This is a genomic window from Streptomyces sp. NPDC107500, from assembly GCF_055582785.1.
The window spans coordinates 203552-216934 of record NZ_JBVJPF010000010.1 but is presented as its reverse complement, the minus strand read 5'-3'; the positions used below and the strand labels follow the sequence as shown (position 1 = coordinate 216934).

Here is a 13383-nt window from a genome sequence, read left to right as displayed (position 1 = left end):
GGCGCAGGGAACCGGTTCCGGCCCCATCGGTGGCCGGCCCGGTTCGGCGCCGGTTCCAGCGGGGCGGCGGCAGGGCCTCCCCGCCCCCGGCCGATGGTTCACAGCGTGCGGGCGAACAGGGCGAGCAGTTCGGTCCAGTGCCGTTCCGCCGCCTCCGGGTCGTAGGCGGCGGTGTCGGACTGGGTGTAGCCGTGGTGGGCACCCGCGTAGACCTCGCAGCGGTGCCGGACACCCGCCTCGGTGAGGGTTCGCTCCAGTCGGCGGATCTGCTCCTCGGGCATCGACGGGTCCTCGTCGGCGTGCGCGAAGTACAGCACGGCGCCGATCCGGCCGGCCCGCAGGTGGGGGCTGTCGGGGGACTCGCTCGCCAGGTCGCCACCGTGGAAGCCCGCGGCCGCCGCCACCCGCCCGGGGTGGGTGCCGGCCGTGTGCAGCGCGAGCCGCGCGCCCATGCAGTAGCCGGTGATGCCGACCGGTCCTTCGCCGACCAGCGGGTTCCCGGCGAGCCACGCCAGATAGGCGCCGGCGTCGCGCTCCGTGGTCGCGGGCGTGAGCGACTGCATCAGCGGCACCACCGCGGTCACGATGTCCGGACGGGCCTCCATGTCGATGAACTCCGGCAGGTCCACGACCGGGGCACGCCCGTGCCGGTAGAAGACGTTGGGGACGAGCACCGCGTACCCCGCCGCCGCCAGCCGGTCCGCCATGGCCGTCAGGTGCGGGCGCAGCCCGAACGCGTCCTGGTACAGCACCACGCCCGGGTGGGCGCGGTCGTCGTCGGGGCGGACGAAGTAGGCGTCGGCGGTTCCGTCGGGGGTGGGGACATCCACCGGGGTGCTGATCGTGGCGCTCATGAGCGGGGTACCTTTCCGAAGGGACGAGTGTGCGGCGGGACATGTCGCATCACCCCGCTCGCTCGTCCCGAACATCCGGATATGCCGGTCACATTCCCGGTTTGGCGAAAACATGTGACGCCGCGCTCGCCGCGCACACGTATGATTCGCTGACGACATGTCAGGGCACTCCGAGAACGGAACCGACGTGAACGACTTCCACCCCGGCCGCAGGCGTCTGCTGAAGATGTTCGGACTGGGCGCCACCGCGACCACCGCGGCGATCCTCCAGGCCGACCCGGTCCTCGCCGCGACCCTGGGGTACGACGAGAGGACCGGTGTCTCCCCCATCGGGTACCAGGCCCCGAAGGGGCTGGCGAAGAACACCGCCGCCAAGCAGCGGGCGCTCGACTGGATCACCGCCAACGCGGGGGCGATCACCGGGCTGAGCGACGAGGTGTGGGGCCACGCGGAGCTGTCGTTGCGCGAGTGGAAGTCGTCCCTCGCACACGCCAGGCTGCTGAAGGACAACGGCTTCACCGTCCAGTGGGGCGCGGCCGGCTTCCCGACCGCCTTCGTCGCCTCGTACGGCACCGAGGGCCCGGTCATCGGCTTCAACGCGGAGTACGACGCGCTGCCGGGCCTGTCCCAGAAGAAGGGCGTGGGCTCCCACGACCCGCTGGTCTACCACTACGACGCCTACGGCCCGACCTACGGCGCCGGGCACGGCGACGCCCACAACTGCCTCGGCGCGGGCGGCACCGCCGCCGCCATCGCCGTCGCGCGGGCGATCCGGACGGGCGGTCTGAAGGCCCGGGTCAGACTGTTCGGCAGCGCGGGCGAGGAGCAGCTCGTCGGCAAGGCCTACGCGGTCAAGGAGGGGGTGTACGACGGTCTCGACGCGTTCCTGGACTGGCACCCCTTCAACATCACCGTGCCGTTCTGGAACACCACCAGCGCGCTGATCTCGGCCACGTTCACCTTCCTCGGCGCCTCCGGGCACGGCGGCACCCCGCTCGGCAACAAGAGCGGCCTGGACGGCGCGCTGCTGATGGCGACCATGTCGGAGTACCTGCGGGAGAAGAACGTCGCCCCGTCGGGCCGGTTCCACTACGCGGTCATCAACGGCGGTGGCGCGCCGAACGTGACCCCGGACATGTGCTCCATCTGGTTCTTCGTCCGCGAGGGCAGCCCGGCGCGCGCGAAGGTGCTCTACGACAAGATCGTGGAGTGCGCCAGGGCCGCCGCGCAGGCCAGTCAGACCCGCCTGGTGCACAAGTTCCACTCCGGAACGTGGAACCTGCTGGCCAACAAGGCGGGCGCCGAGCTGCTCAACGACAACATGCGGCAGATCGGCGCGCCGCGGTTCACCGACGCCGACCACGCCCTGGCCAAGGCGGTGCAGAAGTCGCTGGGCAAGCCCGTGGTGGGCATGCCGACCGACCTCACCCCGCTGGCACCCCCGGCGGCGGCGTACACCGGCGGTCTGGCCACCGACACCGCTGACATCAGCTGGCAGGCGCCCACCGCCGTCCTGCTGGCCGCTGCCTACCCGCCCGGCATCCCCAACCACAACTGGGGCGCCACCGCGACGGCGGGCACCAGCATCGGCCACCAGGCGACGCTGTCCGCCGCCCGTTACCTGGCGGCCGGCGCGGTCGACCTGATCGAGCAGCCCGACCTGCTGGACGCGATGAAGCAGGAGTTCAAGGACCGTACCGAGGGCCTCACCTGGACCTCGATGATCCCCGACGGTCAGCAGCCGCCGCTGTACGAGCCGCCCGCCGATTTCCTGAGGGCGACCGGGCAGAGCTGGCCGCCGGAGGGCGTGACCTGGCCGGTGGCGCCCGTGGTGGCCACCGAACAGCTGAGCACGACCGGCCCGAACCTGGCGCCCGTCTCCTGATCCGCCCTCCCCCCGCGCTCCCCCGTCCGTGGTCCGTCCCCCGGGTCCACGGGCGGGGGTCTTCGTCTCCGTGGGCCGCGCGTCACCCGGCCAGGGAGGCAGCGTCCCCCATGACGACCACGGGGTGCTGCGCGGGGTCGAGGGTGCGCAGCAGTTCCCTCAGGTGTGGCTCCGGCAGGCTCACGCAGGCGTGCGTGGGGCCGCCGTGGTCGACGTGCAGCCAGATCCCGCCGCCCTTGTCGGCGCCCAGCGGCCGTCCCCAGTCGAGCGGGGAGGTGCCCTTGACGTGGTTGTAGTCGATGGCGATGACGTAGTCGAAGGAGCCGGCCAAGGGCTCGCCCTCGAATCCGGCGCCCCCGACGGAGAACCCGCCGGAGTGGGTGTACGGCAGCTTGGAGCCGGGGTCCGGCAGCAGGCCGCCCGCGTCGCTGAGGGTGAAGACGCCGACGGGCGAGCGGAGATCGTTCAGATGGTGGTCGTCCGTCCAGCCCTTGAGGGCGTTGTGGGCGGGCCAGACGGCGCCGCCCTGCCAGCCGGACCCGGTCCGCCGGTAGAGCACGACGTGGGAACGCGAGGAGTTCCTGCCCTGCCCGGTGACCACGACGGCCTGCCGGGCGTCGGCGGGGACGCGGGCCGAGGTCCGGGGGCCGAGACCAGGCAGGCCCGCGGGCGTGGGGTCCGGGGCGTCGTGGGTGGCGGCGGGGGCCGGGGCGGCGGTCGAGCCGGCCGGGCGGTCGGCCGCGGTGGTGGTCCGGCCGCCGGCGTCCCCGGTCCCGTGGAGGGTGCCGCACCCGCCCGTGGAGAGCACGGTGGCCAGGACGACCGCGGGCAGTGACAGCCTCGGGAGCGCGGCGCGGGCACGGTGCCCGGCCGAGGGCGAGCGGTGACGGCCCGCGCCGGGCCGCCGGTCGGACGAGGTCATATGTGGTTCCCCCCACTTCGCTGCGCCGTGGGTGTGTGCCGGTCGGGGCCGGGGAGGGGTCGGTGCACACGTTCCACGACATCGGCGTTTTTCTTTGAACCTACATGTACATGGGTGCGGCCGGACGGGCGGGGCCGTCCCGCGTCCCGCCCCGGGGACCGGGACCGGCAGCCAATTGACTTACGCCCCCTCGCCCGCGGTCCGCAGGGCACCTTCCGCCTCCGTCGCCCGCCGGGGAGGGCCCGGCCCGTTGACCGTCAACTGACCGATGTGCGCGGCGGGCCCTGGGCGAAGAGTGGGACACGCAGACCTCGTCCCACGGAGGGAACTCCTGTCATGCATCGTGACCAGTCACCACTGCGGGCACGTTCGGCGCCCGATGTCGTCCCGCCGCTCTTCCTGGACCTCGACCAGATGATGGACGAGTTCACCCGGCTTCCCATGCGGGCGAAGTTCCGTTTCGACCCGCAGCTGGCCGCGGTGATCACGGTCGAGTTCCTGGCCGAGCGCGGACCGAGCCTGATCTGGAACATCGGCCGGGACCTGTTGCACCTGGGTGTCACCGCGATGAGCGGGACGGGCGACGTGCGGATGTGGCCGACGCTGCCGGGGGAGCAGCCCTCGTCGTGGCTGCTGCTGGAGTCCGAGGAGGTGGAAGCCCTGTTCGAGCTGCCGACCGAGCGGCTGGCGGAGTGGCTCGACACCACCTACCGGGCCGTCCCGGTGGAGAGGGAGATGGACGCGATGGACTGGGACGGCTTCCTGCGGAACGTGCTGGACGGGCCGGACGCCCCCACCGCGTGAGCGTGTCCGGCGTGGGGGTGTGAGGGGGACTTGCCACCTCACGCGTCACCTGTCAGAGTGGTGACGCGAAGGGTTGCCGTCGCCGGTCCGGTGGAGGGTCATCGGCACATGTGTGTCACCCGGGCACCCGACGACGAACGCTTTGCGGAAAGGCCGCGAACGCGGCGGACGAGGAGGACGACATGAGGAGCAGCAACCCGATCTTTTCCCGCTGGGACAGGAGCCGGGACACGGCCACGGACCCGGCGGGCGCGTACCACCGCGAACCGGTGGGCGCCGCGCTCGGCGGGCAGCCGGCCGCCGACTACCGGACCAACCCCTACGCCTCCCCCGCGGGCCCCGGCACCGGCGTCCGGACCGGCTCGAGCGCGGTCACCATGGACGACGTCGTCGTCCGCACCGCCACAACCCTGGGCACCGTGGTCCTGACGGCGGTGTTGTCCTGGCTGCTGCTGCCCGTCGACGAGGCGAACCTCGGCCGGTCCTACGGCATCGCGGTGGGCGCCGCGCTCGTCGGCTTCGTGCTGTCGCTCGTGCAGTCGTTCAAGCGGTCGCCGTCCCCGGCGCTGATCCTCGGCTACGCGGCGTTCGAGGGCGTCTTCCTCGGGGTGCTGTCCAGCACCGTGTCGACGTACATCTCCCCGGGCGTGGTCGTGCAAGCCGTGCTCGGCACCTTCGCGGTGGCCGCGGGGACGCTCATCGCCTACCGGATGCGCTGGATCCGCGTCAACCAGCGCTTCGCCGGATTCGTCGGCGCCGCCGCCACCGGCTTCCTGCTGCTGCTGGTCGCCGACGCCCTCTTCTCCGCCTTCGGGGCGGGCCACGGCCTGGGCTTCCACAGCGGCGGCCTCGGCATCGTGTTCGGCCTGGTCGGCATCGTGCTCGGCGCGGCCTTCCTCGCCCTGGACTTCCGGCAGGTCGAGGACGCCGTCGCCTACGGCGCTCCGCGCGAGGAGGCCTGGCTGGCCGCCTTCGGTCTCACCCTGACGCTGGTGTGGATCTACCTGGAGGTGCTGCAGGTGCTGACGATCTTCAACAGCGACAACTGACCCGCCCGGCTCCCCCGGCGCCGAAGGGCACGTGCGACCGCACGTGCCCTTCGGCATGTCCCGGTCCGAACTTCTCCCCCGCCCGGGCTCGTTGACCCGGTGGCGGGCCCGGCCCGCCACGACACGACCGCCGCCACGACGGGAGAGACCCCATGAGCCCGCACGAGCAGTGCCCCCACCCGAACGGCAGGGTGGACCTGGGCCCGGACTTCAAAGCGGACGCCCCCGCCCGGTACGCCCGGCTGCGCGCGCTGGGCCCGATCCACCCCGCCCGCTTCCACCTCGGCCTGGAGGGCTGGGTGGTCGTCGGCCACGACCTGGCCCGCGAGGCGCTGACGCATCCCGCGCTGCTGAAGGACTCCACACCCGCCGCCGAGGAACTGGCAGCCGCCGGCTACGTCCTGAACAAGCCGTCGGTGGGGCTCGGCGGCCAGATGCTGGAGGCCGACCCGCCCGAGCACGGCAGGCTGCGCCGCCTGGCCGCCGCGGCGTTCACCCCGCGCCGCACCGCCGCCCTCGCGCCCCGCATCGAGCGGATCGCGCACGGGCTCCTCGACGCCCTGCCGCCGACCGGCGAGACGGACCTCGTCGAGGCGTTCAACGCCCCGCTGCCCGCCACCGTGATCGCCGAACTCCTCGGCATTCCGGAGGAGTTCCACACGGACTTCCGCCGCTGGTCGGGCGAGGCCCTCCAGGTCGCCTCCCCGGGGCACCGCACGGCCCTGGCGGAACTCCACCGGATGCTGGCCGGTCTGGTCGCGGACAAGCGGCGCGACCCGGGCGACGATCTGCTGTCCGCCCTCGTCGCGGTCCGGGACGAGAGCGACGACCGGCTCTCCGAGGAGGAGCTGACCGGCACCGCCCTGATGCTGATCGTCGCGGGGCACGAGAGCACCGTGAACCTGCTGGGCAATGCCGTACTCGCGCTGCTGCGCCACCCCGGGCAGCTCGCGCTGCTGCGCGCGCGGCCGGAACTGATGCCGGGCGCGGTGGAGGAGTTCCTGCGCCACGACACCTCCGTGGAGCGCTCCACCAACCGCTACGCCGCCGAGGACCTGGAACTGGGCGGGGTGCGCATCCCCCGGGGCGGCCTGGTGGTCGTCGCCCTCGGCTCGGCCGGGCACGACGCCCCGCAGGCCGAAGGGACCGATCCGTCGGTTCTCGACATCGGCCGGCCGCACACCCGCCACCTGGCCTTCGGGCACGGCATCCACTACTGCCTGGGTGCCCCGCTGGCCCGGCTGGAGACGGCGATCGCCCTGCGGGTGCTGCTGGAGCGCGTCGACGGACTGGAACTCGCCGTCCCCGAGAGCAGTCTGGAGTGGATCGGCTCGGGCATCATCCGCGGTGTGCGGTCCCTCCCGGTGCGCTACCGGGTCGGCCCGCCGCGGGCCTGAGACGCGAAAGGTCCCGGCCCGCGCCACGGGGCGCGGGCCGGGACGGCACATCGGGGTGCGGGACCCGTCAGGCGGTGCGGGTACGCACCTGCCGGGACCTCCAGCCCAGCAGCAGGGCCTGGAGGATGAACCACACTCCGCCGCCGGTGGCGTACACCGACAGCACGTCCAGCGAGGGGTTGTCGCCCGCGGCCTGGATGTTGTAGAAGATGCCGACGACGAACGAGAGTCCGCCCGAGATCAGGGTCGGCCACTGCTTGCCCAGCTCGGGGCCGCGCCGCCGCACTCCGACGATCACCTGAGCCGCTCCGGAGATCACGGCCCAGGCGCCGAACACATGGAGCACCGGCTGCACCCCGCCGGCCCCGGCGATGCCCACCGCGACGGCGGCGAGCGTGCTGAGCACCCCGTTGAACGCGGTCACCCCGCGCTCGGAGCCGCCCGGTGTGGAGCGGTAGTCGATCAGCGAGGACACCGCGTCGATCAGGGGGTAGACGACGAGCAGGGTGATGGCCACCGCGTCGACGTCGTCATGGGCTCCGGCGAACGCCAGGGCCCATGCCACGGCGAGTACACCGCGGCCCAGGTACAGCCTCAGCAGGGCGGAACGTCCCTGTGTCTGCGTGCTCATGATGGTCCGGCCTTTCTCGGGTCAGTGGTTCGTCGGCCCGGTCAGTGCCGGGACGGGACGGCGCACCGGAAGCTGGAGGCGGCGTCCAGGGCACCGTGGCCCTTGTAGCGGGGCACCTCGGGGTAGCGGCACAGGTTGCGCTGGACCGGCTTGCCGTCGGCGTCGATCAGGGTGGCGGGCAGGGTCTTGGGGGCCTTGCCGTGCTCGACCCAGGAGGTCAGCGCGGCGAGGCCGTCGGCCGAGCCGTCCTGGCCGTTGAGGCCGCAGTGACTGGTGCCCGGGGCGAGGAAGAGACGGTAGAAGTCGTCGACCCGCTTGGAGCCGCCCATCTCCCGCTCGACCTGCTTGCGGTACTCGACGGTGCCCTGGGTGGGGATGAACTGGTCGTCCTGGCCGTGCCAGGTCAGCAGCTTGCCACCGGACTTGCGGAAGCCGGACAGATCGGGGTTGTCCGTGCCGATGACCTTGTCGTACTCGGCCTGGGACTGCTTGAACAACCGGGTGAACTCGCTGTAGGTGATCTTGGAGACGTCGTAGGACGGGTCCTTCTTCAGCCAGTTGGTGACCCAGAACTGGGGCACCGGGAAGGGAGCGCCCACGACGGTGCCGTCCTGGGTGGTCGTGCTGCCCGCGAGGCCCTTGAGGTCAGCGGTGACCGGAACGCCGGACCACAGCTTCTTGCCGGAGGTGGTGCGCGGGCCGTCCCAGATCTTGCGGACGACGGACGCGTCGGCGGCGGTGATGGTCAGTTCCTTGCCGTCGCACACGACCTTGGTGCCGATCAGACGGCGCGGGTCGAAGTCGCAGCGGGACGGGTCGTTGACCAGGCCGTCCTTGGCGCCGTCCAGCGTGTCGCAGGCCTTGACGGCGGCGTTGGTGAAGGCGTCCAGCTCACAACCGGTGGGGTAGGTCTTCTCGTTGTTCATGACGACCTGCGGCCACAGGGTGGCGACCTCGAACTCGTCCCAGTTGACCGCCGGCGCGTCGGCGAGGATGCCGTCGTAGTCGTCGGGGTAGCGCTGTGCCTCCGCGTAGCCCTCGCGGCCGCCGGTGGAGCAGCCGGTGAAGTAGGAGTACGCGGCGCGCTTGGCGTAGACCGAGGCGACGACCTGCTTGCCGACCACGGCCGCCTCGTGCTGGGAGCGGTAGGAGAAGTTCTTCAGCGGCGTGGTGTTGACCGTGCCGTCGCTCTTCAGCGCCCAGCTCACGTCGAGGGCGTCGCCGACGCCGGCGTCCGTGGTGGTCGCCGCGTAGCCGCTCTTGACGGCGTTGCCCATGCCGACGCCGTTGTCCCCGGCGAGGTAGGCGCTGCCACCCAGTGCCTGGAAGCGGCCGTTCCAGCCGTTCTCGGGCAGCCAGGTCGAGATCTTGGCGTGGTCGTCCTCGCCCGGGTGGGTGAGGGTGACGGTCACCTTGCAGAAGGCGGGGACGCCGGTGGCCTCGCCGCCGAGGATGCCGGTGCCCTTGATGGTGCCGCCCGCATCGCGGACCGCCGTCACCGACTCCACCTCGGTGCCAGACGGAGCCTTGACGGGCACCTCGGCGCAGTTGAGCGGGGTGGCCGACGCGGGTGTCCGGGTCTCGGCGGAGGCGGTCGGCAGGTAGACCGCCGCGGCCAGGGGCACACCGGCCGCGATCGCAATCAGAAGTCGTCGTCTCATGGGTGTCCATCCAGGAAGTAGGGGTGTACCAGGCCGCGCGGCGACACATGTGTACGGCAGAGGAAAAGAACCGGCGGCCGGAGCTGCGGACTCACTGCTCGCCGAAGACTGATCAGGACCATATCACCGGTTAGAGCGGTGACGGAAGAGGGTGCGGGTTCCGGATTCACCGATCCGGTGTGCACCACTCTGGCCGCGGACCGGGCGGCCGGGAACAGTCACTTGACGGTGATGCGCCGGAGGGGTCCGACCACACATGTGAAGGACGTGTTAGGTCATTCGGCAGGTTCAGCGGCACACCGGGAGGTGTCCATCTCCAGCCACACGGTCTTGCCCCGGCCGTTGGGCGAGGTGTGCCAGGTGTCCGCCAGTGCGTCGACCAGGAACAGGCCGCGGCCGTGCTCGGCCCGCGCCCTGCCCTCGTCGGTGAGCGAGTAGGCGGCCGGCACGGGCGGATCGCTCTCGGAGTCCCGCACCTCCATGCGAAGGCGGTCGCCGGAGACCCTGAGCCGCAGGTCCACGTCGCTGCCGGCGTGGATGAGCGCGTTGGTCACCAGTTCCGAGGTGATCAGGACGGCGTCGTCCGACATCTGTGCCAACCCCCAGTCGCACAGCCGGTCGTGCACGAAGTCCCGGGCCTCCCCGACCCCGCCCAGGTCGCGCTGCTGGACGTGGAACCGCGCGGTCCGGGGTTCCGTGCCGTCGGCGGCCCCCTCGTAGCGGGCCAGCAGCAGCGCGGCGTCGTCGCCCCGGACCTGTGTGCCGTCCAGGAGGAAGTCCGCCAGTTGTTCCAGGTTGGTCCCGTCCGCCCGGTCCCGGGCGGCCAGCCGGGAGGGGACGTCGTCGTGTCCGAGTTCGTGCAGACCGTCCGAGTAGAGGGCCAGTACCGTACCGGGCGCGAGGGCGTGCTCCCGGGCCAGGTAGGGCGTGCCCGCGTTCACGCCGAGCGGCATGTTGGCCGGTGCCGACAGGGGGACCACGCCCCCGTCGGGCCGCCGGGCGAGCGGCGCCGGGTGTCCGGCCAGCGCGACCTCCGCCACGCCGGTGCGGGTGTCCACGGCCACCACGCAGCAGGTGGCGAGGCGCTCGCTGCCGAGGCGGGCCAGCAGGCGATCGGTGCGGTCCAGCAGCGCGGCCGGTCCGTGACCCTCGGTGGCGTAGGCGGCCACCGCGGTGCGCAACTGGCCCATGACGGCCGCGCTCTGCAGCGTGTGGCCCTCGACGTCCCCGATGACGAGGACCACGCGGTCGTCCGGCATCGTGATCACGTCGTACCAGTCGCCGCCCGCCTCGCCCGGGTCGCGGGCGGGCCGGTAGCGGGCCGTGGTGGTCAGCCGGGGCGCCTCCGCGAGGGCCGCGGGCAGCAGCCGTCTCTGTGTGCTCTCCACTAGCGACTGGCGGCCGGTGCTCAGCTCGATGCGCTGCACGGCCGAGCCCAGCCGCCCGGCCATCATGGTCAGCACCGCCCGCTCCTCGGGCGGGAAGGTCCGTGGTCCGTCGAACGCCAGGCACCAGACGCCGACGACCGGCTCGGCGTGCGCCAGCGGCAGGTCGAGCACGTGCCGGCTGCCGACGAGCGGCAGGAAGGCGGCGGCGTCCGTACCGCCGTCGTCACCGCCACCGCCCCCGGTGAGGAACAGTCCCCGGCCCCGCGCCGCGCGCGCGGCGGGGGCGTCGCCGTACTGGGCGGCGCCGTGCAGGTCGCGCACCAGGGAGGCGGAGTCGCCGCCGTGCCCCAGGACCCACAGCCGGCCCTCGGCGGCCGACGCCAGCACCAGCGCCCGCGCCTTCAGCGGCGATGCGGCACAGTACTCGGCCACGCCCACCACATGCTCCATGGTGGTCGCCCGGTTCAGCATCTCGGTCAGCCGCTGGAGGGCGTAGAGCAGGCTCATCCCGGCGGAGCCGGGCACCCCGGGGACGCCCCACACCGTGCGCTCCCGCGGCTCGGGCCGCCGCTCGGTGTCGAGGACCGGGACCAGCACGGGCAGGTTCCCGGGTGCGATCACCGCACCCCGGTCACGCAGTTCGGCCAGCAGGACGGCCAGCCGGTCGCCGATCCGGGTGAGCCGCCGGGCGTCCTCGTCGCCGTAGCCGCCGACGTCCTCGGTGCGCAGGACGGTCAGCGCGCCGAAACGGCGGCCGTCCGCCTCCAGCGGGACCGAGGCGACGGTGTACGGATAGGCCAGCGCCCCGTGCGCTGGGTCGGCGAGCGGGTCCGGTTCGGCCAGCAGCGCGACGCCCCCGTCGGCCAGGGCGCGGGCGGAGGCGTAGGGGGAGTCCAGGGCCATGCGGCCGGGCAGGGTGAGGACGGACGGCGGGCTGCCGCCGATCAAGGCGGCGCGCAGTTCCCGCCCGTCGGGAGCCAGCAGGTAGACGGCCGCCGCGACGGCGCACAGATGGCGGGTGGCCTGATCCACGGCACGGTGCAGTACGACCGCGGTCTCGTCGCCCAGCTCTCCGACCGGTTCCTGGTCCCGCGTCCGGGGGTCCCCGACGCCGCTGTCGTCCATGAGCCCTTCCGGCCGCCCCGGTGCCGTCGCCGGGGACACCTCACACCTCGTGCGTTCTCTTCGTCACGCTACCGTCGGGGTCCTCGGGCAGCCACCGGGAGTGCTCCCGCTCGGCCCAGGACCGGCTGACGTATCCGGTGCGCATGCCGAGCCGCGCCTCCGGGTCCTCGAAGGCCTTGCGCATGTGGCCGAGGACGACGAAGGTGATCGCCCAGGCCAGCAGGTCGTGGACGAAGATGGCGCTGGTGCGGGAGATGAAGGGCAGCAGACCCATGAACCACATCAGCAGGCCGGTGAACATCATCACCAGCACGGCTCCGGCGATCCAGCCCGCGTAGATCTTCTGACCGGCGTTGAACTTCCCGGCCGGGCGTGCCTCGGGCGACCGGCGGCGCCTGCGGACGGCCCGCAGCCACTGGCGGTCGTACACCGCGAACCGGTTCAGCCGGCGCAGGTCCGCGCGGAAGGCGGCGGAGAACAGCCCCAGCAGGACCGGCAGCGGAAGCAGGATGCCCGACCACTCGTGCAGGAAGACCATCACATGGCGCCGTCCGACGAGTTGGGCGAGCGGGCCGAAGTAGAGGCACGCGGCGGTGACCAGGCACACCAGCATCAGACAGCCGGTGGCCCGGTGGACCCAGCGTTCGGCGGTGCTGAAGCGGCGGACGGTCGGTTCAGGCCGCGTCGCTGTGCCGGTCGGCCCCGTCGAGCCAGCCGTCGATCGCATATCCGCGTTCCTCCCAGAAACCGGGGACGACCTTGTCGGTGACCGAGATGCCGGACAGCCACTTGGCCGACTTGTAGAAGTACATGGGTGCCACGAAGAGGCGGACCGGGCCGCCGTGCTCGTGGGTGATGGGTTTGTCCTGCATCTTCAGCGCCACCAGGACGTCGGAGCGGCGGGCCTGTTCCAGGGTGAGGCTCTCGCTGTAGGCGCCGTCGAAACACGTGAAGCGGATCGCCGCACCGGGAGAGCGCACCCCGGCGTCGTCCAGGATGTCCGCCAGCTTCACCCCTTCGAAAGGTGTGTCGTCCACCCGCCAGCCGTCCGTGCACAGCACGTCGGCGACGACCCTGGTCTGGGGCATCGCGCGCAGGTCGGCGAGGGTGTAGGTCTTCGGCTTGTGGACCAGCCCGCGGATCTTGAGCGCGTAGTTCGTCTCGTCCTTGTGCGGCACCGAGCCGACGACGCTGTAGTACCGGAAGCCGCCCGGGTTGGGCAGCAGGCCGGTGAGGCCGGTCGCGTCGACCTGGGAGGCGGCGCCGAGGAAGTTCTCCCAGCCGCGCTGGAGGTAGGGCGCGGCGGCGAGGCCCGCGGCGCCCGCGCCGAGCATGCCCAGCAGCGCCCGCCGCCCGACCGGTGCGCCGCCCTCGGCGTCCGGCTTCGACTGTCCTGCCATGGTCAGTGTGCTCCTTACCGGAAGGTGTCGCCCGGCGGGTGTGCGGACCGGGCGGCAGGGTCGGCACATGTGTGTCACCGACCCACCCTGCGTCACCGTTTCAACTGGTGACGATCCTGACACGTGACTCCCCGGCTGTCAACGGCACGGAGGTTGGACCGCGCCTGTTACCCTGGACATTCGTGTAGACCGTCCGATGAGGAGTCACAGACGTGGTGGGTGAAGACGACATCTCCGGGTGAGATCCGGATTTGACGGCCACCGGCC

11 protein-coding genes are annotated in these 13383 nt (G+C 72.3%); 4 read left to right on the top strand and 7 right to left on the bottom strand.

Features of this window, described 5'->3' with window-relative positions:
* Nucleotides 1–98: 98 nt before the first annotated feature.
* On the bottom strand, nt 99–854 hold the full coding sequence (locus tag ACZ67M_RS34745; protein ID WP_469853997.1) for a dienelactone hydrolase family protein: 756 nt from the start codon (nt 852–854) through the stop codon (nt 99–101).
* Nucleotides 855–1011: 157 nt separating this feature from the next.
* Here ACZ67M_RS34745 and ACZ67M_RS34740 point away from each other — a divergent pair, with 157 nt between their 5' ends.
* Nucleotides 1012–2739: a peptidase dimerization domain-containing protein gene (locus ACZ67M_RS34740; RefSeq protein WP_469853996.1), complete on the top strand. Its 1728-nt coding sequence runs from the start codon at nt 1012–1014 to the stop codon at nt 2737–2739.
* An 82-nt stretch (nt 2740–2821) separates the two neighbouring features.
* Here the strand turns inward: ACZ67M_RS34740 and ACZ67M_RS34735 are convergent, their stop codons facing one another.
* A complete protein-coding gene (locus ACZ67M_RS34735) occupies nt 2822–3661 on the bottom strand; it encodes a hypothetical protein (protein ID WP_469853995.1) in 840 nt (279 codons plus the stop codon).
* Nucleotides 3662–3997: 336 nt separating this feature from the next.
* Between ACZ67M_RS34735 and ACZ67M_RS34730 the strand changes: the two genes are divergently transcribed.
* The 3 genes from ACZ67M_RS34730 (at nt 3998) to ACZ67M_RS34720 (ending at nt 6911) form a co-directional block, all read left to right on the top strand.
* Nucleotides 3998–4465, top strand: a complete 468-nt coding sequence (locus tag ACZ67M_RS34730) for an SsgA family sporulation/cell division regulator (RefSeq protein ID WP_469853994.1) — start codon at nt 3998–4000, stop codon at nt 4463–4465.
* Nucleotides 4466–4647: 182 nt separating this feature from the next.
* Nucleotides 4648–5514: a Bax inhibitor-1/YccA family protein gene (locus tag ACZ67M_RS34725; RefSeq protein WP_469853993.1), complete on the top strand. Its 867-nt coding sequence runs from the start codon at nt 4648–4650 to the stop codon at nt 5512–5514.
* A 152-nt stretch (nt 5515–5666) separates the two neighbouring features.
* A complete protein-coding gene (locus ACZ67M_RS34720) occupies nt 5667–6911 on the top strand; it encodes a cytochrome P450 family protein (protein WP_469853992.1) in 1245 nt (414 codons plus the stop codon).
* Between the two features lie 67 nt (nt 6912–6978).
* On the opposite strand, the gene ACZ67M_RS34715 is transcribed toward ACZ67M_RS34720, so the two are convergent.
* The 5 genes from ACZ67M_RS34715 to ACZ67M_RS34695 form a co-directional block, all read right to left on the bottom strand.
* A complete protein-coding gene (locus tag ACZ67M_RS34715) occupies nt 6979–7542 on the bottom strand; it encodes a DUF308 domain-containing protein (protein ID WP_469853991.1) in 564 nt (187 codons plus the stop codon).
* A gap of 41 nt (nt 7543–7583) precedes the next feature.
* Entirely contained in the window at nt 7584–9203 is a 1620-nt protein-coding gene (locus ACZ67M_RS34710; RefSeq protein ID WP_469853990.1) for a tannase/feruloyl esterase family alpha/beta hydrolase, read from the bottom strand.
* A gap of 275 nt (nt 9204–9478) precedes the next feature.
* Nucleotides 9479–11716 carry an ATP-binding SpoIIE family protein phosphatase gene (locus ACZ67M_RS34705; protein ID WP_469853989.1) on the bottom strand — a complete coding sequence of 746 codons (2238 nt, stop codon included), beginning with the start codon at nt 11714–11716 and terminating at the stop codon, nt 9479–9481.
* A gap of 40 nt (nt 11717–11756) precedes the next feature.
* Nucleotides 11757–12443 carry a cytochrome b/b6 domain-containing protein gene (locus tag ACZ67M_RS34700; protein ID WP_469853988.1) on the bottom strand — a complete coding sequence of 229 codons (687 nt, stop codon included), beginning with the start codon at nt 12441–12443 and terminating at the stop codon, nt 11757–11759.
* On the bottom strand, nt 12391–13116 hold the full coding sequence (locus tag ACZ67M_RS34695) for a molybdopterin-dependent oxidoreductase (protein ID WP_469853987.1): 726 nt from the start codon (nt 13114–13116) through the stop codon (nt 12391–12393). The genes ACZ67M_RS34700 and ACZ67M_RS34695 overlap by 53 nt, the downstream gene beginning before the upstream one ends.
* Between the last annotated feature and the right edge of the window lie 267 nt (nt 13117–13383).

Bases quoted from the DNA above. Each gene is read 5' to 3' on its own strand.
- ACZ67M_RS34745 (WP_469853997.1), bottom strand. From the start codon at position 854: ATGAGCGCCACGATCAGCACCCCGGTGGATGTCCCCACCCCCGACGGA.
- ACZ67M_RS34740 (WP_469853996.1), top strand. From the start codon at position 1,012: ATGTCAGGGCACTCCGAGAACGGAACCGACGTGAACGACTTCCACCCC.
- ACZ67M_RS34735 (WP_469853995.1), bottom strand. From the start codon at position 3,661: ATGACCTCGTCCGACCGGCGGCCCGGCGCGGGCCGTCACCGCTCGCCC.
- ACZ67M_RS34730 (WP_469853994.1), top strand. From the start codon at position 3,998: ATGCATCGTGACCAGTCACCACTGCGGGCACGTTCGGCGCCCGATGTC.
- ACZ67M_RS34725 (WP_469853993.1), top strand. From the start codon at position 4,648: ATGAGGAGCAGCAACCCGATCTTTTCCCGCTGGGACAGGAGCCGGGAC.
- ACZ67M_RS34720 (WP_469853992.1), top strand. From the start codon at position 5,667: ATGAGCCCGCACGAGCAGTGCCCCCACCCGAACGGCAGGGTGGACCTG.
- ACZ67M_RS34715 (WP_469853991.1), bottom strand. From the start codon at position 7,542: ATGAGCACGCAGACACAGGGACGTTCCGCCCTGCTGAGGCTGTACCTG.
- ACZ67M_RS34710 (WP_469853990.1), bottom strand. From the start codon at position 9,203: ATGAGACGACGACTTCTGATTGCGATCGCGGCCGGTGTGCCCCTGGCC.
- ACZ67M_RS34705 (WP_469853989.1), bottom strand. From the start codon at position 11,716: ATGGACGACAGCGGCGTCGGGGACCCCCGGACGCGGGACCAGGAACCG.
- ACZ67M_RS34700 (WP_469853988.1), bottom strand. From the start codon at position 12,443: ATGCGATCGACGGCTGGCTCGACGGGGCCGACCGGCACAGCGACGCGG.
- ACZ67M_RS34695 (WP_469853987.1), bottom strand. From the start codon at position 13,116: ATGGCAGGACAGTCGAAGCCGGACGCCGAGGGCGGCGCACCGGTCGGG.